The organism is Pseudonocardia sp. T1-2H (assembly GCF_038039215.1).
GTDB lineage: Bacteria > Actinomycetota > Actinomycetes > Mycobacteriales > Pseudonocardiaceae > Pseudonocardia.
Window position 1 is genome coordinate 5042582 of sequence record NZ_JBBPCL010000001.1, and the last position, 23895, is coordinate 5066476.

At 69.2% G+C, this 23895-nt stretch carries 22 protein-coding genes and 1 pseudogene; 10 read left to right on the forward strand and 13 right to left on the reverse strand.

Annotated elements, in window-relative coordinates; all coding sequences use genetic code 11:
* Positions 1-376: 376 nt before the first annotated feature.
* A complete protein-coding gene (locus WBK50_RS24870; protein ID WP_341337922.1) occupies positions 377-880 on the forward strand; it encodes a hypothetical protein in 504 nt (167 codons plus the stop codon).
* Between the two features lie 854 nt (positions 881-1734).
* Here the strand turns inward: WBK50_RS24870 and WBK50_RS24875 are convergent.
* From WBK50_RS24875 to WBK50_RS24895, 5 genes and pseudogenes are all read right to left on the reverse strand, one after another.
* The gene (locus WBK50_RS24875) at positions 1735-2937 is read right to left on the reverse strand and encodes an AI-2E family transporter (RefSeq protein ID WP_341337923.1); all 1203 of its coding nucleotides are present in this window, start codon (positions 2935-2937) and stop codon (positions 1735-1737) included.
* 83 nt (positions 2938-3020) lie between these two features.
* Positions 3021-3335 (reverse strand): alpha/beta fold hydrolase, encoded by a 315-nt coding sequence (locus tag WBK50_RS24880; RefSeq protein WP_341337924.1) that lies wholly within the window; start codon positions 3333-3335, stop codon positions 3021-3023.
* Between the two features lie 57 nt (positions 3336-3392).
* Positions 3393-4313, reverse strand: a complete 921-nt coding sequence (locus WBK50_RS24885) for a diacylglycerol/lipid kinase family protein (protein ID WP_341337925.1) — start codon at positions 4311-4313, stop codon at positions 3393-3395.
* Positions 4314-4771: 458 nt separating this feature from the next.
* Positions 4772-5604, reverse strand: a pseudogene (locus tag WBK50_RS24890) (acyl-CoA desaturase).
* An 866-nt stretch (positions 5605-6470) separates the two neighbouring features.
* On the reverse strand, positions 6471-6872 hold the full coding sequence (locus WBK50_RS24895; protein WP_341337926.1) for a DUF5997 family protein: 402 nt from the start codon (positions 6870-6872) through the stop codon (positions 6471-6473).
* Positions 6873-6915: 43 nt separating this feature from the next.
* Here WBK50_RS24895 and WBK50_RS24900 point away from each other — a divergent pair, with 43 nt between their 5' ends.
* On the forward strand, positions 6916-7623 hold the full coding sequence (locus WBK50_RS24900) for a LysR family substrate-binding domain-containing protein (protein WP_341337927.1): 708 nt from the start codon (positions 6916-6918) through the stop codon (positions 7621-7623).
* An 84-nt stretch (positions 7624-7707) separates the two neighbouring features.
* Here the strand turns inward: WBK50_RS24900 and WBK50_RS24905 are convergent, their stop codons facing one another.
* Positions 7708-7902: a hypothetical protein gene (locus tag WBK50_RS24905; protein ID WP_341337928.1), complete on the reverse strand. Its 195-nt coding sequence runs from the start codon at positions 7900-7902 to the stop codon at positions 7708-7710.
* On the opposite strand from WBK50_RS24905, the gene WBK50_RS24910 reads away from it, so the two are divergent.
* The 6 genes from WBK50_RS24910 to WBK50_RS24935 all read left to right on the forward strand — a co-directional run bounded on the left by WBK50_RS24910 (position 7892) and on the right by WBK50_RS24935 (position 11929).
* Positions 7892-8017 carry a hypothetical protein gene (locus WBK50_RS24910; RefSeq protein ID WP_341337929.1) on the forward strand — a complete coding sequence of 42 codons (126 nt, stop codon included), beginning with the start codon at positions 7892-7894 and terminating at the stop codon, positions 8015-8017. The two genes, WBK50_RS24905 and WBK50_RS24910, sit on opposite strands and share 11 nt — an antisense overlap.
* A gap of 293 nt (positions 8018-8310) precedes the next feature.
* Positions 8311-9354, forward strand: coding sequence for an alpha/beta fold hydrolase (locus WBK50_RS24915; RefSeq protein WP_341337930.1), 1044 nt, complete (start codon positions 8311-8313; stop codon positions 9352-9354).
* 251 nt (positions 9355-9605) lie between these two features.
* Complete coding sequence (locus WBK50_RS24920; RefSeq protein WP_341337931.1) at positions 9606-10046, forward strand: FAD:protein FMN transferase; 441 nt, start codon at positions 9606-9608, stop codon at positions 10044-10046.
* Positions 10046-10588 (forward strand): ferric reductase-like transmembrane domain-containing protein, encoded by a 543-nt coding sequence (locus WBK50_RS24925; protein ID WP_341337932.1) that lies wholly within the window; start codon positions 10046-10048, stop codon positions 10586-10588. Before WBK50_RS24920 ends, WBK50_RS24925 begins: the two co-directional genes overlap by 1 nt.
* A complete protein-coding gene (locus WBK50_RS24930) occupies positions 10585-11589 on the forward strand; it encodes an SLBB domain-containing protein (RefSeq protein ID WP_341337933.1) in 1005 nt (334 codons plus the stop codon). Before WBK50_RS24925 ends, WBK50_RS24930 begins: the two co-directional genes overlap by 4 nt.
* Positions 11590-11680: 91 nt before the next feature.
* Positions 11681-11929: a ferredoxin gene (locus WBK50_RS24935; RefSeq protein ID WP_341337934.1), complete on the forward strand. Its 249-nt coding sequence runs from the start codon at positions 11681-11683 to the stop codon at positions 11927-11929.
* Positions 11930-12183: 254 nt separating this feature from the next.
* On the opposite strand, the gene WBK50_RS24940 is transcribed toward WBK50_RS24935, so the two are convergent.
* Positions 12184-12726 carry a hypothetical protein gene (locus tag WBK50_RS24940; protein WP_341337935.1) on the reverse strand — a complete coding sequence of 181 codons (543 nt, stop codon included), beginning with the start codon at positions 12724-12726 and terminating at the stop codon, positions 12184-12186.
* A 486-nt stretch (positions 12727-13212) separates the two neighbouring features.
* Between WBK50_RS24940 and WBK50_RS24945 the strand changes: the two genes are divergently transcribed.
* Positions 13213-14283: a DUF6416 domain-containing protein gene (locus tag WBK50_RS24945; RefSeq protein WP_341337936.1), complete on the forward strand. Its 1071-nt coding sequence runs from the start codon at positions 13213-13215 to the stop codon at positions 14281-14283.
* A gap of 752 nt (positions 14284-15035) precedes the next feature.
* Here the strand turns inward: WBK50_RS24945 and WBK50_RS24950 are convergent.
* Positions 15036-16034, reverse strand: coding sequence for an ornithine cyclodeaminase family protein (locus WBK50_RS24950; protein ID WP_341337937.1), 999 nt, complete (start codon positions 16032-16034; stop codon positions 15036-15038).
* Between the two features lie 326 nt (positions 16035-16360).
* Here WBK50_RS24950 and WBK50_RS24955 point away from each other — a divergent pair, with 326 nt between their 5' ends.
* Entirely contained in the window at positions 16361-17350 is a 990-nt protein-coding gene (locus tag WBK50_RS24955) for a Rieske (2Fe-2S) protein (RefSeq protein WP_341337938.1), read from the forward strand.
* Positions 17351-17734: 384 nt separating this feature from the next.
* Here the strand turns inward: WBK50_RS24955 and WBK50_RS24960 are convergent, their stop codons facing one another.
* The 5 genes from WBK50_RS24960 to WBK50_RS24980 form a co-directional block, all read right to left on the reverse strand.
* On the reverse strand, positions 17735-18619 hold the full coding sequence (locus WBK50_RS24960; RefSeq protein WP_341339496.1) for a TetR/AcrR family transcriptional regulator: 885 nt from the start codon (positions 18617-18619) through the stop codon (positions 17735-17737).
* A 182-nt stretch (positions 18620-18801) separates the two neighbouring features.
* Positions 18802-19320, reverse strand: a complete 519-nt coding sequence (locus WBK50_RS24965) for a sarcosine oxidase subunit gamma family protein (RefSeq protein WP_341337939.1) — start codon at positions 19318-19320, stop codon at positions 18802-18804.
* A gap of 136 nt (positions 19321-19456) precedes the next feature.
* Positions 19457-22339: a 2Fe-2S iron-sulfur cluster-binding protein gene (locus WBK50_RS24970; protein WP_341337940.1), complete on the reverse strand. Its 2883-nt coding sequence runs from the start codon at positions 22337-22339 to the stop codon at positions 19457-19459.
* On the reverse strand, positions 22336-22587 hold the full coding sequence (locus tag WBK50_RS24975; protein WP_341337941.1) for a sarcosine oxidase subunit delta: 252 nt from the start codon (positions 22585-22587) through the stop codon (positions 22336-22338). Before WBK50_RS24975 ends, WBK50_RS24970 begins: the two co-directional genes overlap by 4 nt.
* A gap of 49 nt (positions 22588-22636) precedes the next feature.
* Positions 22637-23890 (reverse strand): FAD-dependent oxidoreductase, encoded by a 1254-nt coding sequence (locus tag WBK50_RS24980; protein WP_341337942.1) that lies wholly within the window; start codon positions 23888-23890, stop codon positions 22637-22639.
* Positions 23891-23895 lie beyond the last annotated feature (5 nt).

The window sequence follows — 23895 nt, forward strand, 5'->3', positions numbered from 1 at the left end:
GTCCGGGTGGTGGGGTCTGAGCGGGAGCACGTGACGTGCGAGCGAGCGGAGTCGCCCTCGTTCGGCTCGACGGCGCAGAGGTTCAGACGAGCAAGGCGTACGGATAGGCTATTTGGTGGTCAGTAACAGGACGTTGTGGCCTGTAGCGTCCGGCACTGCCTTATGTGTGTTCAGTCGTCCGTCTGTCAACTGCGGCTTGACATGTCACAGACTCCCGGTTGTCGAACCCCGTGTCAAGTGCAGCGGTACGATATGGCAAGCCGCAGTTGCGCCCCGGCAGGACGCACGAAGGCCACAACGCCCACGTCAGGGTGTGACACTGCACGCCGGCGCGGGTGTCCGGCACTTATCGCGACAGGACGAGCGAGGCTGATCGGTGACAGACCCGACCACGACCGGCGAACCGTCACTGACCCTTCACCAACTCATCCGCTCACGCATGGACGATCGTGGATGGTCCTACAGCGATCTGGAGCGACGCTCGGACCGGGCACTGAGTCGCGGACGATGGCAACAGCTGGGCTCCGGGCTACAGCAGAAGAAGTTCCCGGATCCCGCATCGCTCGTCGTCATCGCGCAGGTGTTGGAGGTCGACGTGACGACCGTCGTCCTTGCGGCGGCGGGAGGCCTCGGGTTGGACACCCGCATCCAGGGCAGCGAGTTCGCACGACTCCTGCCCGCCGGAACGGAACGGCTGTCCCCTCCCATGCGGGACGCGATTCTGGCAATGATCCGTGCCGCGGTGGCCGACGCCGAGGCGCAGCCAGGGTCGAACAGTCAGCAATCGAACGGCCTGAGGCTGGAGTGGTCCAAAGCTGCTGCGCCGTCGCGCCAACACCCTGATGGCCCTACCGAGCAGGCATCCCCTGACGCGCTGTAACGGAAAACGCAGCGGAATGCGAAAATTGCGCTGTCCAGGTGTTGTTCCAGTTCGAGTGAAACACTCGCCTCAGGGGTAGCGACATAGTCATATAGTGCTACGGCACCTTGCCCTCTCCGCTGGGTGTCCCGCACAGTGCTGACTAACCGCCCTGAACCCCGCGATAGCTGGCGCTGCACTCTGACGAAGGAGGCCCGAGTGCAGCTCGACGTCCAAGTATCAGGTCCCCATGTGGCGCCCGAAAGCTCGTGCGGACAGACGGCGGAACTCGTCAGAACATTGAGCCGGGCGCTCCATGTCGTCAAAACGCCAATGGTTGACGCAGTGGCACGTTTGGACACCTGCGGACCCAACTGGGTGCTCTACCTGGACTCCGGCTGCCCCCTGAAGATCAGTGCTGGGCACTGCTCGACGTACTTCGCGTCCTTGAACTCGGGCTGGCAGCCACGCGATGGGCAATACCGGCGCCCCGCTTGAAACTGCTGGGCGACTGCAGCGCAGCCGCCGAACCAACGCCGCGCACAGCAGGCTAGCGATCGCGGCCGGTCGACTGAGGGCCGCAGCCGGGGGCTCCGGCCGGGCCGCCTCGGCGTCCCCGGGGCACGGCCGAGCTCACCGCCCCGGGCTGGTCCGGGCGTTCGAACAGCAGCCGATCGGGCTGACCGGTATGCGTCGGTACCGCCCTGCGGGCGTTGAGCCTGGGCTCGTCGTCGGCGCCGGGCTGCCGACGCCGAGCCGGAGAACACGGACGGCCGTCACGAGCTGCGCGACACCGACCGAGCGTGGGACGACTCGCCACAGGGGTGCCGTCGTGCCGGCGGGCCAGCACCCCGGCCTGTTCGGACTCCCGGCCCTCAGCCGTGCCGGTCCGGCTCCTGCGCGGGGTCCAGGTCGAGTTCGGGTTGGCGGTCGAGTCCGGGTTCGTCGGGTCCGCTCTGTTCGGGTTCGCTGGTGTGCACGTCGCGCGGGTCGGTGTGCTCGTCGGCCTCGCTGCGCAGGGAGCGGATGCCGGAGTTGAGCACGGCCAGCAGCGGGACCGCGAGAAGCGCTCCGGCGACGCCTCCGACGAGCAGCCCGGTGGCGATGGCGAGGATGACGGCGAGCGGGTGCAGCTTGACGGCGCGTCCGAGTAGGAGGGGCTGCAGGACATGGCTTTCCAGCTGCATGATCCCGATGATGATCGCGAGCACGATCAGCGCCGAGACCGGGCCCTGCGCGACGAGCGCGACGAGCACCGCGACACCGCCCGCGACGACCGCCCCGATGATCGGGATGAACGCGCCGAGGAACACAAGGGCGGCGAGCGGGACGGCAAGGGGAACACCGAGGATGGCGAGCCCGATACCGATCGCGATCGCGTCGACGACGGCCACGACGGCGGTGGCGCGGACGTAGCTGACCAGGGCGGCCACTCCGCGGCGCCCGGCGACGTCGACCCGGGTGCGGACGTCCTGGGGGACGGCGCCGAGCAGGAACTGCCAGATCCCTGCTCCGCCGTGGAGGAAGAAGATGAGGGTGAATACCACCAGCAGGATCTCGGTGAGGACCTCGCCGATGGTGGCCGCGGTGGTCAGCGCGCCAGCGGTGATGGAGGCCTGGTTCGCGCTGAGCGTGTCGAGTACTTCCTGCTGGACGCCGGCGAGCTGCGCCTGGCTGATCTTCAACGGGCCGCTCGTCAGCCAGTTCACAACGGCGTCGACGCTCGTGGTGAGCTGGGCTCCGAGGGCGGGGACGCCTCGTACGAAGGTGATGACGACGAAGGTCAGGACCCCGCCGAGCGCGGCGAGTCCGGTGATCACCACCAGCGCGGTGGCGACTCCGCGGGGGACGCGTCGCGCCTGGAGCATGCGGACGGCGGGGGACAGGAGCGCGGCGAGGAGCAGCGCGATCGCGACCGGCACGACGATCGCGGCCAGGTAAGCCACGACCTGCCCGATGACATACAGGGCTGCCGCGACCACCAGCAACCGCCAGCCGATCGCGCCGCTGACGCGCAGTATCCGGGGTATGAGGACACGGACGTCGTCGGGATCTCGACCATTGCCGGAGCGCCTCACGGGAGCGGCGGCACGAACCCTGTGTGCAGCCGTCCAGCCGGGTGCCGGCGTCGATGCCTGCCCGTTCGCTTCTGCAGCGTCCTTCACTTGCCGGAGCCGTTCCTGCTCCAGGCGAGGAGTTGTCGGCGCAGCGCGGTGCGGTCGGCTCGCCGTGGGACGGTGGTGGCGAGGAAATCCGTGAAAACGTCGGCAAAGCGATCGGGCTGTTCGGAGTGGGGGAAGTGCCCGGCTCGGTCGAAGATCTCGAGACGGCTGCCGGGCAGCTGCTCGTGGGCGGCTTCGGTGTGGGCGACCGGGATGACGGTGTCCCGGGCGCCTGCGACGAGCAGGACGGGGGTGTCGGCGAGCAGGTCGAGGACTGGCTGGCATGAGGACGATGGGACTGCCGATACGGACATGGTCACCTACAAGAAGTGGAGTGGAGTCGAGTGGCGGGCTCGGTTGGCGCTGCGATGTCAGCCGAGCGTCGCCAGGGCGCCCGGCGCGATCTCGACGTGTACCGGGGTGTTCGCCTGCAGGGGGAGGACTTCTCCGTCGAGCTGCAGGGGAGTCGGCTTGTGGGTGACGAAGCTGTAGCGGGTGGCTGTGGGTTGCGGGCCGAGGCCGCGGGTCGCCGCTCTGATCGCGACGCCGAGGACCTTCCACTTGGAGGTGTGGGGGAGGGCGATCACCTCGAACCGGCCGTCGTCAGGCTGGTCGGTCTCGCTCAGTGTCGCGTACTTGGCCATCTGCGCGATGTTCGCGAAGAGCAGGCTGTCGAAATCGCGTCGCGTCCCGTCCTCCAGCGTGACGGTGAACGGGCGGAACCGCGCGAATGTTCGCACCACCGACACCATCTCCCGCAGCGAGCCCTTGCCGCCCTTCTCGAGGTCGACGGCGACGATCGGGGTCAGCCCCATCCCGATGTAGGAATGCGCGTAACGGACGACGGCGTCGGGCCCGTGGCCGATGGTGAGGCGCAGCAGGTCGAGGTGGCGGACCTCGCCCGCGACGATGGCGTCGGCGAGAGGCTCCTCGCCGGTGGTCCGGCGATGGTCGTTGGCGTTGCCTGCGGCCATGACCGCGCAGACCGTGCCGGTGTCACCGGCCTGCATGACCCCGTCGACGACCTCGTTGTAGCCGCCGTCCCCGCTCACCGAGACGATCAGGGTGCGCGGGGTCGGGGCCGCGTTCCCGGCCAGGTCTCGAGCGTGCCCGGCGTGCTCGGTGGGACTCAGGTGCACCGGTGTCCGCGGCAGTCGTCGTTCGAGATCGTTCCGCAGCTGTTCGGCGAGCTCGGGTGCGGATCCCGTGCTGTGCGGATTGAAGATCACCACGACCTGTTCGAACGGGAAGGTGGTGGTTCGGGCGGGGCTACCCGCGGCTTCGGCGGTCATCGACTGCTTCCTGTGATCATGAATGAGGAGAGGATCCGGCGAACCGGAGGTGGTGTGCATCAAGGCGTGGTCAGCGCACCCGTCGCCAGAGCGCATCGCCGCGGCCACGCCGACGACCGCCACCAGGGGGGATGGGTAGGCAGCACCCGCGACCTCCGACCGAGAAGCTCGGGAGCCCCGACGGATGCGGGTCGAGTAGTAGGGCACTGGCTGCCCCCACAGCCCCTGCTCATGTATGACTCCTTCTCATTTCGCCACCAGGTCCTGTCGCGTCCGGCTCACGCTGACCGAGCCGGTTGCTCCTGATGCGCGGTCAGCGACGGTCGTGTCTTGATCGGCTGCGGGTTCAACCTGCGGAGAGCCAGGTTCGCGAGCATCGTCATGAACGTGCCTCGGGCGTGGGAGAACGCTCGACAAGGCTTATGTGCCTCCGGAGCCCGACCGTCGGCCGGGGGCGGTCAACCGCGCGCAGCGAGGCGGGCGAGGCGAGCGGTGGTGGGCCAGCGGACGTGGTGGGCCCAGCCGAGCTTCTCGAACACCCAGATGACGCGGGCGGAGATGTCGACCTGGCCGGGTTCGACGCCGTGGCGGGCGCAGGTCGGGTCGGCGTGGTGCAGGTTGTGCCAGGACTCGCCCATCGACAGGATCGCCAGAGGCCACACGTTCGTCGCCTTACCGGGGCGGCCCAGGGCCGGTTCCCGATCATGTGGCAGATCGAGTTGATCGACCATGTGACGTGGTGCAGTACCGCGACGCGGACCAGCCCGGCCCAGAAGAACGCGGTCAGCGCGCCCCACCACGACAGGGTGGCCACGCCGCCGATCAGCGCGGGGGCGAGCAACGTGACCGCGGTCCACAGCGGAAACTGGCGGCTGATGCGGGTGAGGTCGCGGTCGACGAGCAGGTCCGGGGCGAACCGGTCGGCGTTGGTGGTGTTGCGGTCGAACAGCCAGCCGAGGTGGGCGTGGAAGAAGCCTCTGGCCAGGCCGGCGGGAGTGGTGCCGTGGAGCCACGGAGAGTGGGGATCGCCTTCCTTGTCGGCGAAGGCGTGGTGACGACGGTGGTCGGCGACCCAGGTGATCACGTCGCCCTGCATCGCCATGCTGCCGGCGATCGCCAGGCCGTTGCGCAAGCCGCGGTTGGCCTTGAACGCGCGATGCGTGAAGTAGCGGTGGAACCCGACGGTCACCCCGAGACACGACAGTAGGTAGAAGCCGGCCGCGAGCCCCACGTCGAGCCAAGTGAGACCCCATCCCCAGGCCATCGGAACGGCCAGGACGAGGGCGAGCATCGGGATCGCGGTGAACGCATACACCAACGAGGCCCGGCCACGAGGCTGCGCGTCCCCGTGCAACGGCTTCGCCGACCCGCCGCCTTCCGGCGTAGCGGTTTCAGGCCCGCGCAGGGGTGGAGTCGGCGGGTGAGCGCCTCGCGTGGCGGCGTCGTGGCCAGCCGATCGCGGACTACGCCAACGAGCTGTTCCGCGTCGCGGGGGTGATCTGAACTCGATGTCCGCGATGGCGGACGAGCTGGCACCGGTCGATTTCCCGCGGGGCGATAGGGTCATCGTGGAAAGGCTCCTTGTCGGTGGAAGTTGCGGCCGAGGATGCGCCGCGCGTGCTTCCGCCCAGGTCCGGAGCGGATGATGGCTAGCTCCCCTCGCGGGTGGCTCAGCCTCTTGTAGACGGGTTACCCGTTTCCGGCCGCTTCACGCTCCGCCTCGCCGTGATGTCGCCGACGAGTCCCCTACCTTCCGATGTGGATGCCGCCGGGGAGAGCTAGAAGCTCATCGACCGCGTCTAACCCGCTCTCGCCGGGGTTCTCGTCCGCAACGTCAGAGGCATCCACAGTGGCCGAGTCTTCGACCGTTATGTCAGTCATCGGTGCTGCTTCACATAATCAGGAGTTCACGGATCTTCTTACAGTCCCGTCCGATCCGGCAGGCGGGGGCGGCCGCTGTTGATGCTGCGACGCATGGAGCGGGTGTCCTCAGGTGTTCCGGCGGTTTCGTCGGATGACACCGGCAGTCACTGCGCCAGTTCCGATCAGGATCACGGCCCCGGCCAGCAGGTAGTACATCTCGCCGGAGCCAATCGATGTCGCCGACGCCGGTGTCAACGGCACCGCCGCCACCGCCACGCGCCGACAGGACCCCGCTCATCCCCCGACCGGATCGTCGCGACGCCTCCCGGACCGCTGGGCCCGCAGTCGGGCCTCCGCGCGCTGAGCCTCGGCCCGGGTGTTGCGCTCGCGGCGCAGCCACTCCGGCTGCTCCTCCTTCAACGCCGCGATCTGGGCGGTGGTCAGCGGCTCGGTGATCTCGGCACGGGCCAGCCCAGAGATCGACACTCCCAGTCGGTCCGCGACGACCTGGCGGGGATGCGGGCCGTTGCGTCGCAGCTCGCGCAACCACTCGGGCGGATCGGCCTGCAGGGCGTCGAGCTCGTCGCGCGAGACCACCCCGGCCCGGAACTCGTCGGGCGTCGCGTCGAGGTGCACGCCGAGCTTCTTCGCCGCCGTCGCGGGCTTCATCGTCTGGGTCGACCTCTGCCGCGTCATATGCCCAGGATATCGGGGCCGGGCCAGCCGATAGCCTGGGCCGGTGACCGAGCCGAGCGACACCGCAGTCTTCCGGCTCGGCTACGTCCCAGGCGTCACGCCGGACAAGTGGGTGCGGATCTGGGCCGAGCGCCGTCCCCACGTCCCCCTGGAGCTGGTCACGGCGACCACGGACGAGGCGGTGGAGCTGATCCGGACCGGCGCGGTGGACGCCGCCGTGGTCCGGCTGCCGATCGACCGGACCGGGCTCCACACGTTCCCGCTCTACACCGAGACCACCGTGGCCGTCGTCCCGAAGGAACACGTCGTCACCGCGACCGAGGAGACCACGGTCGCGGACCTGGCCGACGAGATCGTCCTCCGCCCGCAGGACGACACACTCGCCTGGCCCGGTGACCGGCCGGGGAAGGCAGCGGCGTTCGCCCCCGCGACGACGGCCGAGGCGATCGAGCTCGTCGCCGCGGGCGTCGGCCTGCTGGTCGTCCCCCAGTCGCTGGCCCGCCTCCACCACCGCCGGGACCTCACCTACCGACCGCTGGCCGACGCGCCCGGATCGGGCGTCGGTCTCGCCTGGCCGGACGCGGAGAACACCGAGCTGATGGAAGAGTTCATCGGGATCGTCCGCGGGCGCACGGTCAACAGCTCACGCACCCCCCGCCGGGACGGGACCCCGGCACCGGGCACACCCGCCCCCACGAAGAAGAGCGTTGCCCGACGCCCTCCGGCCCGGCGCGGTACGCACCGTCGTTGAGTTCACCCACCGACCCGGCCACGCAGCCCTCGGCGGTGAAGGCAGCGGCGGCCGCCATCGCGTCGACCGCGGCGGCCGGGATGATCAGCCGGCCGCGATCTTGGTCCCGAGTTGTGCGCCGAGACAGGTACTGTCCAGCTCCCCAGCTTGCTGAGCCGCGAAGACGATCCGGTGGCCCGCGATGTCGTCGAGGACCTGGCCCGCGTCCAGACGTCGGTCCCGGTCTGATGCGGAGTGGGCCGTCCCGACGCACATCTTCCGGAACGACGTGCTCTTCATCGAGTGGGGCGCGGCGTCGGAGAAGACCAAAGCCCTCGACGGCGTGGACACCTTCGTCTTCGCCGACGGCAAGATCACCGTTCAGACGCTGCCTTACACGGTCGAACCCACATAGGGCCGGCGGTGGCGGAGAAGACCTGGCCCCTGGTCCGCTACGACATCGGCCAGAGCCTCCGAAACGCCTCCGACGGGCCACGGGCGACGAGAACCTTCGGGCGACCGGGGTTGGAGCTGCGCTCCGAGTACGACGTCAGCACCGGGAGAAGTACGCCGCGTCCTGGCGGTCCGCTCCTGCGACCCGCATGAACCGGTCCCAACCCTTCTGGCGGTAGTCGCGGGGACCGGGGAGCGGGACGCTGCGGGGTTCCGGCGCCGTGCCGGAGCACGCTGCAAGGAAGAAGAGCCGTGATGGGCTACTACTCGGAAGAACTGCACGGACCGCACGAGACCTTCGAGCTCGGGAACTTCGAGCTGGAGAGCGGCATCACGCTTCCCGACGCGAAGCTCACGTACAAGACGCACGGGACCCTGAACGAGGCCCGGGACAACGCGATCCTGTTCCCGCACATGTGGTCAGGCACGCCGAAGGCCATGGAGATCTTCATCGGCGAGGACCGCCCGCTCAACCCGGGGAAGTACTTCATCGTCCTTCCCGGCCAGTTCGCCAATGGGTTCTCGTCCTCGCCGAGCAACACGCCCCCACCCTTCAACGGTGGCGCGTTCCCGAACGTCACGATCGGCGACGACGTGCGGGCGCAGCACCGGCTGATCTCCGAGCACTTCGGGATCGAGCGCCTGGAGCTGGTGCTCGGCTGGTCGATGGGCGCCGAGCAGACCTACGAGTGGGCGGTGTGCCATCCGGGCATGGTCAAGCGCGCACTCCCGTTTGCCGGCACCGCCAAGACGACGCCGCACGACTACCTCTTCGTGCGGGCCCATGAGGACGCCCTGAAGTCCGACCCCGCCTGGGCCGGCGGCTTCTACCGGGACCAGGCCGACGTCCACGTCGGGCTCCGCCGCCATGCGCAGCTCTGGTCCGTGATGGGGCTGTGCCAGGAGTTCTACAAGGCCGAGGCCTGGCGCGGGGTCGGGTTCACCTCACTCGACGACTTCGTGCACAGGTTCTGGGAGGCCTACTTCCTGCCGATGGACCCGAACAACCTGATCTGGATGGGGTGGAAGTGGCGCCACGGCGACGTCAGCCGGCACACCGGGGGCGACCTCGAGGCCGCGCTGGGCCGAATCAGCGCGAAGACCTTCGTCGTGGCCTTCTCCCACGACATGTTCTTCCCGCCGGAGGACTGCGAGGCCGAGCAGGGGCTCATCGCGAATAGCGAGTTCCGCGTCGTCGACAGTCTGTGGGCGCACTTCGCGATGTTCTGTCTCACTCCCTCGGAGCGCGAGCAGATCGACTCCTGCATCGGTGACCTGCTGAAGGCCGAGGTCGCCTGACCTCGGCGGTCCGCGCTGGGAAGCGCCCCGGCCTCTGCCGCGCGCTCGCCGGCGGACCGCCACCCCCCGGCGAGCGCGCCGCCGCCGGGATCGACGTCGCTACGCCTCGTCCGAGGCGAGCGGCGCCGTGGGCGCCCGGCTGCACCGTGTGCATGGTGGACGTGGCCCGCTCCTGACGCCGTCGTGCGCCTGTTCCTCGATCATCCGGCGCGGCGGGGACTCGAGCCGATCCCCCCGCCGCGCCGACCGGTGTGGCCCCGGGTCCCGCGCTCGACGCGCTCACCGACCACGACGACCTGCGCGACACGCCGCCGGCTCGAGCGGTCGCCGGGGGTGGCAGTGCACAGAAGTCGCAGGTCACGGCGCAGCTCGACGGCGCGGTCGCGCGCGCCGACGACGTCGAGGATCTCGCCACCTCGGGAACCGCCCGGCGCCGCTGGCGGCGCGGCCCGCTGGAGTGCCACCACGTCGTGGACCCGCGCACCGGGCTGTCGGCCGCCGGCCCGTGGCGGACGATCAGCGTGGCCGCTGTCTCCTGCCTGGATGCCAACACCGCGGCCACGGCCTCGCTCGTGCTCGGTGTGGGTGCCCCCGGCCGGCTGGCGGCCGAGCGTCTCCCCGCCCGGCTCGTCGATACGGACGGCGCGGTCCGTTCGGTCGCCGGTTGGCCCGCCGAGGAAGACGGATCCTGATGTGGACCTGGTACGCCAGCCGCGGCGCCGGCCTCGTCGCGTCGATCCTGCTCACCGGGACCCTGCTGCTGGGCATCGCGGGGACCGCCCGGGCCGGGACCGTCCGCTGGCCACGGTTCGTCCTGGCCCGGCTGCACCGCAACCTCTCCCTGTTGGCCGTCGCCTTCGTGGCCGCCCACGTCCTCACCGCGGTCCTCGACGGCTACGTGGACATCCGCTGGGCCGACCTCGTCGTCCCGTTCGCCGCCGCTTACGAGCCCTTCTGGCTCGGGCTCGGCGCCCTCGCCCTGGACCTGCTCGCCGCGGTGGTCGTGACGAGCCTGCTCCGGGCCCGCCTCGGGCTGCGAACCTGGCGCGCCGTGCACCTCGCCGCCTACGCCTGCTGGCCCCTCACCGTGGTCCACGGCCTGGGCATCGGCGGCGCCGACTCCGCCACCGGCTGGGTCCTGGCGGTGACCCTGGGCTGTGTCGCCACCGTCGTGGCGGGGCTGGTGTGGCGGGCCCGGGTCTGGGCTTCGGCGACCGCGGGGTCGACCCCGTGACCGGCGCACGTGCCGCGACCGCCGTCGACCCCGCCGCGATCACGGATCCGCTGGGCCTGCCCGCGCAGCCGCCCGTGCGGCTGCTCACCGCCTGGTACGCCGACCGGCGTCCGGACGACCTGGCCGCTCACCTGCGCCGGCACGGTCCGGTCCCCCGGGTCGACGCGGACGACCTCATCGCCGAGGTCGACGCGGCCGGGCTGCGCGGACGCGGCGGCGCCGGCTTCCCGACCGCGACCAAGCTGCGCGCCGTCGTGGCGGCAGGCCGTCGGCCCGGTCGGCCCGGTCGGCGCCACGCCGTCGTGGTCGCCAACGGGTGCGAGGGTGAGCCCGCGTCACACAAGGACGCCGCCCTGCTGCACTGCGCCCCGCACCTGGTCCTCGACGGCATCGCCCTCGCTGTCCGGGCAACCGGAGCAGGCACGGCGTACCTGTGCGTGCACGCCGGGTCTGCGAACGTCGGGACGCTGCGCGAGCAGGTCACCGCCCGACACGACCCGGTCCCGGTCCGAGTCGTGGAGGTGCCCGCCCGCTACATAGCCAGCGAGGCGTCCGCCCTGGTGCAGTACCTGTCCGGCGGGCCCGCCCTGCCCACCTCGACCCTGCCCAGGGCCGCCGAGCGGGGCGTGGGCAGGGCGCCGACGCTCGTTGACAACGTCGAGACCCTCGCCCACCTCGCCCTGATCGCCCGGCACGGGGCCGACTGGTTCCGTGCGATCGGCAGCCCTGAGCTGCCCGGCACCCTCCTCGTCACCATCGGTGGCGCAGTGCGCCGGCCCGGCGTCGTCGAGGTCGCCGCAGGAACCCCCGTCCGGGCCGTCCTCGACCTCGCCGGCGGCCCGACCGAACCGGTCCAGGCGCTGCTCAACCGCGCACGCCCGGTTGATCCGCCGCCTCGACATCGTCACCGGCCGGGGGGGCCTGTAACCACCCCGACGGTGCGGCCCGCCTCGCCCACAGCGCGCTGCGCGTCTTCGCCCGCGACCTGGACCGGCACCTGACGGGTCGGCCCTGCCCCGCCGACGCAGGCGCACCCGTCCTCCCCCTGCCCCGACCGGGCGTCCCGACCCTTCCGCCGCAGCGGGCGGCTCGATGAGGCACGGACGACGCGCCCGCGAGCTGCGCCTGTGCGTGGACCCGATCAGTTGCGCCGGACACGGCCTGTGCGCGGACCTACTGCCCCAGCACGTCGTCCTCGACGAGTGGGGCTACCCGGTCCTCGATCGCAGCCGGACCAGTGGCCCGCTCAGGGGCGAGGCCCTCCCCCTCGCCCGCACCGCCGTCGCCACCTGCCCCACCCTGGCGCTCCGACTCGAGCATGTTCCGACGGAGGACGAATGAGATTCGCCGACGCCGAGCAGTGGACGGGTGTGGCGCTCGTCGCGCTGTGGCTGGTCACCGCCTGCCTGTCGGCGACCGGGCGGGTGCCGCACCGGGGCCGGTTGTCCGCCGCGACGCTCGTCGGCACGGGGCGGAGCGTCGGGCAGGTCGGACTGACCTGCCCGTCCGCCAGGTTGGCAAAGGCTCATTGGTGCTGCACGCGTGGAGCCGGCCGTCGCGGCATCCCGGCGCTCAGGGCTGTAGCGGCTCGCTGGTCAGCCTCGGAGACCCACGCCGAGTACGTCTTGAGAGTCGTCGTTCGGACGCGGCGCGGGCGGCGGCTCGGCCCACGTCGTCGGGCTCTCCTTGATCCAGCCCCAGCGGATCGCTTTCTTGAAGGCGCCGGACAGGATGAAGTGGATGTGACGGATCGTCGTGGCCGCGAGGGGCTTGCAGCGGTGTGGTCGGCAGCGCTCGTCGCACTCGTGCTCCCGATCGGTCCGATGGTCGATCAGGCCACGTTTGCGAGCGCAGTGCTTCCGGCAGCGCCGGAGCTCGGCGTAGAAGGAGTCCAGGACCTCGGCGTCGAGGCGGCCGATCTTCACCTGGCCCAGTAACGGCCTGATGTGGTTCTTCACGTGCGTCTGGTAGAGCTGCAACGTGTTCTCAGAGCCCTGGAACTGGCTCAGGTAGCGCTCCAGCAGCTGGTCGAGCGTCGCGTTGGTCCTCGGGTTCCGGCGCTCGTTGATCTGGTTCACGAACCGGACGCGGGCCGCCTCCGCCTCGCGCGCGGCGTTAGGCCCCGGCTGGACGATCACGATCAGCTCGTGCCGGCGCTTCGTCAGCGGATCGAGGCCGGCGTAGACGCGGACCCGCAGCGCACCGCTCGGGAGCTTCTCGATGCTGCCCGTCCCGCGCTTCGTCCTGGTGCCCGGTCACCCTGCCATGGAACGGGAGTAAACCTCGTTCGTTCCATGCTGTCGCAAGTTGCGATCATGAACCCAGCGTTTCCGCTGGTCAAACGTGGAGCGGGCGACGGGAATCGAACCCACGTAGCTAGTTTGGAAGGCAGCGGGTCGGGGTGCTCACGCGCTTCTACCTGCATCTACGGTCGCTGCGGAGTGCCCTCTCATGGCCTTTGAGCACATCCGTGAACCCGTGTTCGTGCCACATGTGGTTCCACGCTGGCGGCCCGTTACGGCCCGCAGGCCGTGGGGAGCGCCCATTACTCCGCTCAGCCGCCAACCTCAGGAGGCGCAGCGACGTCTCCTAAGTGAGAGCAGCGAACCAGGAGGCGCAGCCCAGTGGATCTCTTCCATCGCAAGCGGGCAGAGGCTCTGGCTGCCAAGGTCAGGCAGCTCCCGGGCTACCCGGACTTCCCCGGCGCCGCGGCTGGCCAAGCGCGCTACGACCACATTGGCGCGCTCATCGCCGACGCCGCGCTGCAAGCCGCCATCGGCTTCAATTCGGTGGTGAGGCCGCGTGTCCAACGCCTCCTGGCCGCCTGGCCGGAAGCCGACACCGTGGATCTCTTTCTGGTTCGCGTCGCAGCTGAAGGGCTCCACGAGGTCCTCGACTGGAAGGATGCCGAGAAGCCTGCCCGGGCCCTCCGCCTCGCCAATCTCCTCGCAACCGAGGGTGTCCAGACCGTCGACGAGCTTCGGAACTGGTGCCGGCTTCCGGACAGCCGCGGCAAACTGCTGAAAGTCAAAGGGGTCGGCGAGAAGACCGCTGACTACATCGCCATGCTCGCAGGCGCGCCAGCCGTTGCCGTCGATCGTCGTATCCGCGCGTTCGTCGGAAGCGGCACCGACCAGGAGATCCGCGGTCTCCTTGCGGCAGTCGCCACCGCACTCGACCTCGACCTGGGTGTGCTGGACCGAGTCGTCTGGGCAGCGGGCAAGGCGGCTCTACCGCCGGACAGTCGCCCGGACACTGTCGATGTCACCGTCGCCGTCCCGGCTGATCGAGCGGCCAGATTCCACGATCTCGCCGAGCGGTGGCTTCAAGGCAGGGCGAATGCCGAATGGCGAGTGACCGACCACGAGCTGGCCATAGCCCTCTGGCAGCAGCTCGACGACCGCAGGCGACGACTTTTCGGGGTCCTCATCCAGCGTCCTGGCCACCGGTACCGCGCCGACGAACTGGTGGAGCTCTCCGGAGCCGCCATGACGCTCAAGAATCTGACCAGCCTCCTGTCCCAGCCCTCGGTGCTGAGCGAGCAGATGGGCAGGGCGTGGCCGTGGCAGTACGACTATCCGGAGGGCAGGCAAAAGCCCGCCGTCTACTGGTTCGAGCCCGACATCGCCGAGATGTTCGGAAAGGCGGGAGCGGTCGTTGAGGAGGAGAGCGACCCGGTCCACTCCATCGAGTGACGCAGTCGATGCACCCTTAAGGACTGCGTTACGGAGGATGGAGTAGGGCTGACTCCGAATCTGCTCATCCCGCGCCCCTGAGATGACCATGGACGAGAGTCTCTCGAAGATCTGCGCGAATTGTTGGGAAACGCTCGACATCCCTCTCGGCAAGAGCGGTGGCGTCCGCGCAGTAGCGTGGATGAACCACTGCGACGCCTGCGCGGAAGGTCTCGCAGACCAGATGACGCTCGTCGAGGACCAGCCCGGTCGCACCCGCGCACAGATCTGGCAGTGCACCTGGTGCGGGCTGATGCGGACCTGCCGCGCAGGCTGGACCACCCGCTGCCACGCCTGCCTTGACGACCGCACGAATCTGGGCGAACTCGAGCTCGGCAGCCTTCCCGCCAGCTCTCGAAGCGCGGTACCCCGACTACGTGCCAGAGGTCCGGCGAGGGCCCAGCTGAAGCCGAACGAGGAAGCTGGGGGACTCCGACGTCCACGAATGGCTCTCCACAGTCGCCTACGAGGACGAGCTCGAGTTCCGCGCCTACCCCGGTTGGAGGGTCATCGCGGGTGACATCAAGGGATTGCCCTACCTCCGCTGGGGCACCGAGTCACACGGCTTCTGGGGCAGCCACGACGCCTGCGGGCGCCCGCTGGTCGACCTATAGAGCCCGGAGGGTGTGCGACGCCGGAGGCCGCGCAAACCACCATCCGGGTGGCCTATCAGGCGGCTCCCGCTGTCGTCAGTGGAGCGGTCGGTGTCCCCCTTACAGCGTGAGGTGAGCACCGATAGCGCGATCGCGTGCGGCAGTGATCACCAGGCCGGCGGCGGCGGCGTCCTGGACCGCGACGCCGACTGATTTGTAGAGGGTGATCTGCTCGGCGGAGCTACGTCCGGGACGGGTGCCGGCGAGGAGTTCGCCGAGTTCGGCGTGCACATGGCTGGCGGTGATGATGCCGTCCCGGATCGGTTCGAGCAGGTCGTTGCTGCCGGCGGGGAACGGGGCCAGCGCGGCCTGCCGGGACTCCACGCATACCAGTGCGTCGGCGACGGTCGCGTCGTCGACTTCCCGACCAACCTGGTTGTAGCCCACGGAAGTGACGTGGACACCCGGGGACAGCCAGTCCCGGCGCACCACTGGTTCGTCTGAATGGGTGGCTGCCGCGACGATGTCAGCGCCGCGCAGTGCCTCGGCGTAGGAGGACGTCGCGACCACCTCGAGAGCCGGTATATCGAGCAGTTCACCGGCCAGCTCGGTGGCCAGCGCGGCTACCTTGGCCGGGTCCCGCCCGGCGATGCGGATCTGCCTGATAGGGCGGACCCGGCACATGGCTCGGGCGTGAGATCGGGCCTGCACGCCAGTGCCCAGGACGGCCAGGACAGTCGCGTCGGGCCGGGCGAGCAGCCGCGCCGAGAGCGCCGAGGATGCCCCGGTGCGGATCGCGGTGATCGCGGTGCCGTCCAGCAGCGCGGTGGGCTGGCCGGTGTCGGGATCGAAGACGATGATCACTGCTTGGTGGGTGGGCAGCCCGGTTTCGCCATTGCGCGGGAACAGCGACACCAGCTTGGTCATGAGCACCCCGGCCGACGGCACGAAGCCGGGCATCGCGGCCATGAACCCGTCACGGTCGGGCACCAAGGCGGCATTGCGGTCCGGCATCGACGCTGCCCCGGTGCTGAGGTCGAGCATCGACGCCGCCAAGGCGTCGATCAGCGCGTCCACATCCAGCAGCGCCTCGACCTCTTCCCGAGTCAGGATCAGCATCCTGCACTTCCATTCGTGATCGGCTTGCCGAGGGGTGGCCCGGCTGGCATGTCCGCCGGCCGTGCCGCCGTCTTGGTGGGCGCCACCGTCGCGCGGGGCGGTGGCGCCCATGGGACCGCCCTGCGCGGGCGCACTGCGCGCAGCGGCCGGTCCTGCTCGAGAAACGGCATGGTCTTCAGATGCCCCTTCGTCTCCGCGGTCTCGCTCCGCGTCCAGACCCCGTAAGGCGATCACTGGATCTAATCTTGACGCTACCAGTTAGAGTACTTACTCTAACCATGGTTTCACCAAGCGATCCCCGCTTGACAGCAGCCAGGAGGTCAATGATGACCGTGCTTCCCGATTCCGAAAAGAAGTCGGCACGGCTGCCGGTAGACGGCGAGCAAGACTACGCTCAAAGCTGGTATCCCATCTGTGCCTCGGATGAGCTCGCCCCCGGCGCGATCAAGGGTGTGGACCTCATGGGGGGCCGCGTTATCGCGTTCCGTCCAGCGAGCGGCGGACCCGCACAAGTACTCAGCGCGTACTGCCCGCATCTGGGTGCCGACTTGTCGGTGGGCGACGTAGTTGGGGATACCGTTCGTTGCGTGTTCCACCACTGGCAGTACGATACAAGTGGGAAATGTGTGGCAACCGGGTGTGGCGACCCCGTACACCCGCGGGCGCGTCTCTTCCGTTTCCCCACTGTCGAGAAGTTTGGATTTGTCTGGGCCTTCAACGGGGAGGAACCCCTCTGGGACATCCCGGAGTTTCCCTTCCCCGAGGACGAACTCCTCAGCAAGAAGACGGTGATTGCTACCTGGCCGTGCGATGCCTGGGTGTTCTACTGCAATACCGCAGATATTCAACACATCAAATCACTTCACGGCATCAGTTTCGATCGCGAGCCTCAGCCCGACGACATCGAATGGACCGATGTCAACTTCCTCTATGACTTCAAGGGGAAGTTTCGGGATGGATCCGCCATCGAGTTCAGGGTCGGCATCTGGGGGACGACGTACTTCTTTCAGGACAGCTACCTCAACGGCCGCTGGTACGGGTGCATGTTCGCCGGCCGGCCGATCGGGCCGAACATGAGCGAGCACGTGATGGCCGTATTCACACGTGCATCGGACGGCACGCCCGAGGAAAATGAGAAGTTCCTGGAGACTATTTACCAGATGGAATCAGCGATTGCACTGGACGACGACCCGGTGCTGAAGACCATCCGGTTCCGCTCCGGCCTGCTCACCAAGAGCGACCGACCGCTCGCCCGATATTTCAAGCTCCTTCGTTCCTATCCCCGTGCGAACCCTGCGCGTGACCACATCACCTGACCGGAGCAAGGTGAGCGCGCCGAAGGCAGCGGGCCTGCACGGAAATGCACGCGCACTCAGGGCGATTGATCGGGAGACGTCGGCCAGACGGGTTTGGACCCGGGGTGTGACAGGCCAGTGAGGGAGGCCGCGGATGCCTACCGTTTCTCGTATTGATGCGGTAGGCATCCATTGCACGAAGCAGTGCGTGATCTCGCGACATCACGTCGGATTTTCTGGTAGAAGGGACTTCGCGCATCGGCCTTGGGCTGCGATCCGAGCGATCCAGATTGGGTAAGCCTTCCGACACAGCTGGCGTTGGCGTAGATTCCGTCAACGCTATGACCTAGCACGCCTAGCGGCGCGCCCCGTCGCCTGAGAACCGGCCACGTGAAGATCGGAACTTCAGTTGAGATCTGACGTTTGGCTCCCAGTTGCCTCTGGCCGACCCGCTCTCTTGGCGATCTCAGCTTCGATAATGGTTCGCGTCTGGGCTGCGAACTCTGGATCCAGATGCGGCTCGAACAACAGGTGCCCATGTAGTGCACCCTCAGCTATGTCGGCGCCCTGCACCGCCTTGGAGCCGCGCGTGAGCCTGATGAAGGCCGGCCAGTTCCAGTACAGGATGTACCATGCGTTCGCCAACTGCTTCAGATCGTCGTGTCGCTCAGGTGGCCGCATTACACCCGCTTGCATGAGCGTTTCAAGCATGTTCAGGACGGCATCGATAATCCATAGCGCTAGGTCATGAACTCGGCGGCGGAGCCGGGGATCTCGGCTCGTAAGGTCCGTCAAGTTGGAAAACAGATACCGATTCTCCCAGACGGCGTTGATGCCGACGATGAAAGGTCTCGCCCACTCCTCTGGCGTGACGGGTTCGCGAAGTGGGCCGAGCGAAATCGGCGCCACCTCCTCCAGTCGGGAAAATAACGCGAGGACGATATCCTCCCGGCTCCCGAAGTAGTAATAGAGGTTACCCGGACTGATTCCCATTCGCTCGCAGATATGGTTCGTCGTCACCGATGCCACGCCTTGTTCGTTAAACATCGTGAGGCTGACAGTCAGGATCTCCGCCCGCCGTGTCCCACGAGTTCCGTGCCTTCGGATGCGATGAGCTGGATCACTGGGACGGTGCGGGCCCGTTGACATGACCGCATCGTACGAGTGGCGAGCACCTCCCGGTGCCGTACCGGTCCTGGGTCCCGGTGCCGTACCGGTCCTGGGTCGTGCAGTTGATGGGGATCGCTTCTCGCATCCGCCCACCACCGGCCACGCAGTGTCACCGTCCATGGCGTGCGGACCATCGACGTCGTGCGGGCCGTCGAGCCGTCCATGCCGCGTCGACTGCTGCGACCCCCCGCGCGGAGCGGCCGGCACCGTCGCCGAGTGACCGGGGATCGCCGGCACACCCGAAGCGTGCTCCTGATCGGCTCGGCCTGCCGCAATAGCCAATTCTCCCAGGTTTCCTCTACTCAGATCCCGGGCTGGGTGAACCGGTCGACGCCGATGCCGAACTCGGCGCCCGCGTCGAGCAGCGAGTCGGCCAGGTACTGGCCGGAGGACCGTTCGCAGTGCAGCAGGTAGGACCGCGCCGGACCGGTGTCGTCGCGGACCACGTCGGTGACCAGACCAGCCACCGACGAGCGGAAGGCCGCCCCGTTAGGCGTCACCAGGTCGGAAAGGTCCATGGCACAGACCTTGGCCAGCAGGTCGGGGGTCGCTGCTCCACGCAGCCGCACTAGCGCTCTGCCGTGGGTGAGATCCACGACTGACACGAACTCGCCGGTTTCGGCGCCGGTCGATTCCAGCCGCCGGCGCAGCCTGGTCTGGCATCCCACCTCGGCGAGGACAAGCCATCCCCCCGGGCCGGAACCGACGATCAGGGTAGGGCCCCCGCCAGCGGCTGTGATGCGGGCGGCCCGTCCGAAGCCGACTCCGAGCGCCTCCGCCATAGCGCCGTCGACCGGCGCATGGATGAGAATCTTGGTCAACGGAGTGAGGTCGGTGAGGGTGAGCGGGGCACCGCTGTGCCGCGTGCCTATTTCCCAACCATCGAGCTGCGTCAGGGGGCCGTCCGGAGCGATGGGACTCCGCGCGAGCGCCGCGGGCGACGCGGGCCGAGGTGCATCAGACACGTTGGCGTTTCCCTTCCGGGTCGACCTGCGCGAGGTGCGCGGTGACCTCGGCGCGGATATCGCTTCCGTCGGGTAGCCGGATGGTCACCTGGGTGCCTGGCTCGGCGAGGTGGGCGTCGAGATGCGCGAGGCAGATCGCGTGGCCGAGGGTCGGGGACATCCGGCTGGAGGTGATTCGCCCGACGATGTGCCCGCCGTCGCTGATGATCTGGCTGGCCTCCGCCGGCACCATCTCGCCGCGCACCGGCTGCAGCGCGACCAGACGGGCGTGGTCGGCGCGCTCGGCCTGCCAGGCCAGCTCGAGCCTGCCCACGAAGTCCGCCTTGTCCAGTTTGATCGCCCGCTCCAGCCCTGCGGCGTAGCCGTGGGTGAGGCCGTCGGTGTCCTGGCCGACGATGAGGTGGCCCTTTTCCAATCGCAGGATCCGTTGCGCCTCCACTCCGAACGGCGCCACGCCGAGGTCGGCGCCCGCTGCGATGAGCCGTTCCCACACGTGCAATCCGTAGCCAGCGGGGACGTGGATCTCGTAGCTGAGCTCGCCGGTGAATCCGATACGCCACAGCACGCAGTCCTCGACGCCGGCGACGGTTCCGGTGCGCACGTGCATGTAGCCGAACGCCTCGGGATCGAGGTCGACGCCGTCGGTGAGCCGGCCGAGGAGCTCGCGTGAGCGCGGCCCGGCGATGTTGATACTGGCGTAAGCGGCGGTGACCGGGATGACGTGGACCCGCCATTCGGGGTGTTCGGTCTGCAACCACCGCTCCACCCACTCCCACACGGTTCCTGCCCCGGAGGAGGTGGTGGACATCAGGTAGTGGTGTTCGCCGAGCCGCCCGGTCACGCCGTCGTCGAGGACGACCCCGTCCTCGGTGCACATCACCCCGTAGCGCACCCGCCCGACGCCGAGCTGCGACCACTTGTTGACGTAGAGCAGGTTGAGCAGCGCCGGAACGTCGGGGCCACGCAAGTCGAGCTTCCCGATCGGAGTGACGTCGATGATCCCGACACGCCCCCGCACCGCCCGGACCTCGCCGGCGGGGTCCCCGTAGTGGTCGGGTCGGATCCACTGTCCGGCCACGAGCGGTACCGCGCCGTGCCGGTCGTGCCACGGCTGCATGGGCGAGTACCGGACGGGTTCGTGGATCCGCCCGGCCAGGGCTCCCAGGCTCACCGGTGCGTACATCGGCCGCCAGGTGGGGACGCCGATCTCCGCGATGCTGTGGCCGGTGGCCGCCGCGACGAGGGCCACCGTGTTGATCGCCTCCAGCTTGCCCTGGGCGGGACCCATCGTCGCGGTCGTGTACCGCTTGACGAGCTCGACGCAGTCGTAGCCCTCCTGCACAGCGGTGACGATGTCCTTGCTCGTCACGTCCTCGGAGAAGTCCACGAACCCGTGGCTCGCGAAGAACAGCGCCGGGTGCGCGTCGAGGGGCAGCTCGGGGATCGCCACGGGGTCGGTGGACGGCTCGGGTTCCGGCGCGGCATTCCGCGGTCGGGTCGGCAGCGCTGCGTACCGTCGCCTCCGGACGTGCGCCGCCCGTCGGGCGGCCTCCCGGCCGACGGCGTCGGCATGCTCCAGCAACCGGACGAGGGTCCCGTCGCCCGCGATCCCGCCGGTGACGAGCACGTCGTCGGGGGTGCTCGCCGGATCGGGCACGAACCGGGCCGCCTCCGGCCGGTAGACGGGCCGGGCCCCGGCCATGTCCAGAAGCGACGTGGGTGCGGTCCAGCCGACGGCGGTGACGAGCAGGTCACAGTCGATCCGCGTGCCGTCGGTCAGCTCGACCGACCGCACTCCCCCGCGCCCCCGAGCGCGGAGCACCCCGCGGCCGAGGCGGACGTCCACGACGGAGGCGACGTCGACGCCGGTCCGGCGGAGGTCGGCGGCCGCGGCGTCACCCTCACGGCTGGCTGAGATCACCACGGCGCACCGGCCCGGCCGCACCGCGTAGAGGTTGATCAGCCGCCGAACAGCCGTCGAGAGCATGACGCCCGGCAGGTCGTTGCCCTCGAACACGTACGGCCGCTCGATCAGGCCGGGCGCCACCACGAGCGATCCGGCCCGCACCTCCACCAGGCGCTCCGCAACGTACGGGAGGTTGCGCTGCATCACGGCGATCCAGTTGTCGTCCCAGCGCCCGACCACGACGGAGTCGGTCAGGACCTCGACGCCCGACTCGGCGCGCACCTGCTCCTCGAGGTCGGCGCGGACGGCGCGTTCCACGTCGTCGCCCCACCGCAGGTGTCCCCCGAGCTGGTGCCCCTCCTCGACGAGCAGCACCCGCGCCCCGGATCTGGCCGCCGCCACCGCGGCCGCCATCCCGGCCGCTCCGCCGCCCGCGACCAGGACGTCGACGTGCGCGTAGCGCTTGTCGTAGTACTCGTGCGGGGTATCGGGGGACACGGAACCGGCGTGTACGAACCGCCGCAGCACCCGTTCGTAGACCGGCCACAACCGTTCCGGCTTGATGAAGGTCTTGTAGTAGAAGCCTGTCCCGAGGAACCGCCCGGCGAGCCCGTTGACGGCCTTCAGGTCGAACCGGAGCGAGGGCCAGGTGTTCTGCGAACGCACGTCCATGCCCGCCTCGACCAGCCTGTGCGCTGCGCGGACGTTCGGCTCGTCGCCGACCTGCACGTGGCAGCCCGGGTCGAGGAAGTCGGCCGTGAGCAGCCCGCGCGGGCGGTGGTACTTGTAGCTGCGCGAGAACACCCGCTCCCCGGCCGCGGCGAGTGCCGAGGCGATCGTGTCCCCCGGATAGGCAAAGTAGGGCCTGCCGTTCCACCGGAACGCGAGCATGCGGCTCCTGTCGATCACCTCGCCGGGTTGGGGCCCGAGACGCATCGCGGCTGCGGCCGTCGTCAGGGTCGACGTCATGAGCGTCCCCTTGCGGTGCGGACCTCATTGGTCACGGTGTGCCGCCCGACGGTGAAGTACCGGCGGCAGCCCGCGCCGTGGTACCAGTCCTCGCGCACCCAGCCGCGGGGGTTGGCGTGGAAGTACAGATACCGGCGCCACTGATCGCGGGTGGCCGTGGCCGGATCCGGCCGCGTCCCTGACTCGCCGACGTAGCGGAACTCACCGGCGTCGCGAGCTCCGCACCACGGACACGGCAGCAACATCATGGCTTGGCTCCTCCCTCTCGGCCGGAACGCCGGCGGGTGGGGTGTGGGGTCAGTGGCCCACGGCGGCAGCGCCCTTCTCGCCGACCAGGCGACCGGCGGTGAACCGGTCGAGCCCGAAGGCGGCGATGATCTCCGGCGGGCGGCCGTTCACGATGCAGTCCGCCATCGCCTCGCCGGACACGGGCCCGGCCTTGAACCCGTAGGTGCCCCAGCCGACGTCGACGTAGAAGCCAGCGACCGGGGTCGGGCCCATGATCGGTGAGAAGTCGGGGGTCATGTCGCACAGCCCGGCCCACTGGCGCAGCAGCCGCATCTTCGACAGCGCCGGCATCAGCTGCAGCACGTGCCCGGCCACACCCTCGGCGAACTCCAGCGACCCACGGGTGGAGTAGGACGCGTACGGATCGACGCTGGCGCCGAACACCAGCTCGCCCCGGTCCGTCTGACTGACGTAGACGTGCAGCGTGCCGGATACGACGACGGTGTCCAGGAACGGCCGGACCGGCTCGGTGACCCCCGCCTGCAGCGGAAAGGTCTGCACCGGCATGCGCACCCCGACCATGTCCGAGATCAGGGTGGACCAGCCGGCGGTGGCGTTGAGCACCGCGCCTGTGGCGATCCGGTGGCCATCGGCGGTGCGCACCCCGGTGACCCGGCCGCCGTCGACGTCGATCCCGACCACCTCGGTCCCCTGGTGGATGTGCACCCCACGCGCGTCGGCGGCCCGCGCGTAGCCCCAGACCACGGCGTCGTGGCGAACGATGCCGCCGGGCGGGTGATACAGCGCGCCCAGAATCGGATACCGGGTGGTGTTCGAGGTGTCCAGGTAAGGCACCAACTTCTTGATCTCGTCCGGGTCGATCATGTCGGAGTCGACGCCTTGCAGCTTGTTGACCTCGGTGCGCCAGCGCATGGTGCGCAGCGAGCTGTCGTTGTGCGCCAGCGTGAGGTGGCCGCGCTGGGAGAACATCACGTTGAAGTTCAGCTCGGCGGCCAGGTGTTCGTACAGCTTCACCGAGCGGTCGTAGAACCGCACGCCCTCGGGCGTCAGGTAGTTGGAGCGCAGGATCGCGGTGTTGCGCCCCGACCCTCCGGATCCGATGTAACTCTTCTCCAGCACGGCGACGTTGCGCACGCCGTAGTCGGCGGCCAGGTAGTAGGCGGTGGCCAGCCCGTGCACGCCACCGCCGACGATCACGACGTCGTAGCTTTCCCGACGGTCGTGCTGCCGGAGGATCGGTGGCCAGTCGTCGCCCGACACGCCGTGCCGGATCAGGCTCCACGCGGAGTACCTGGTCGGCATGGTCG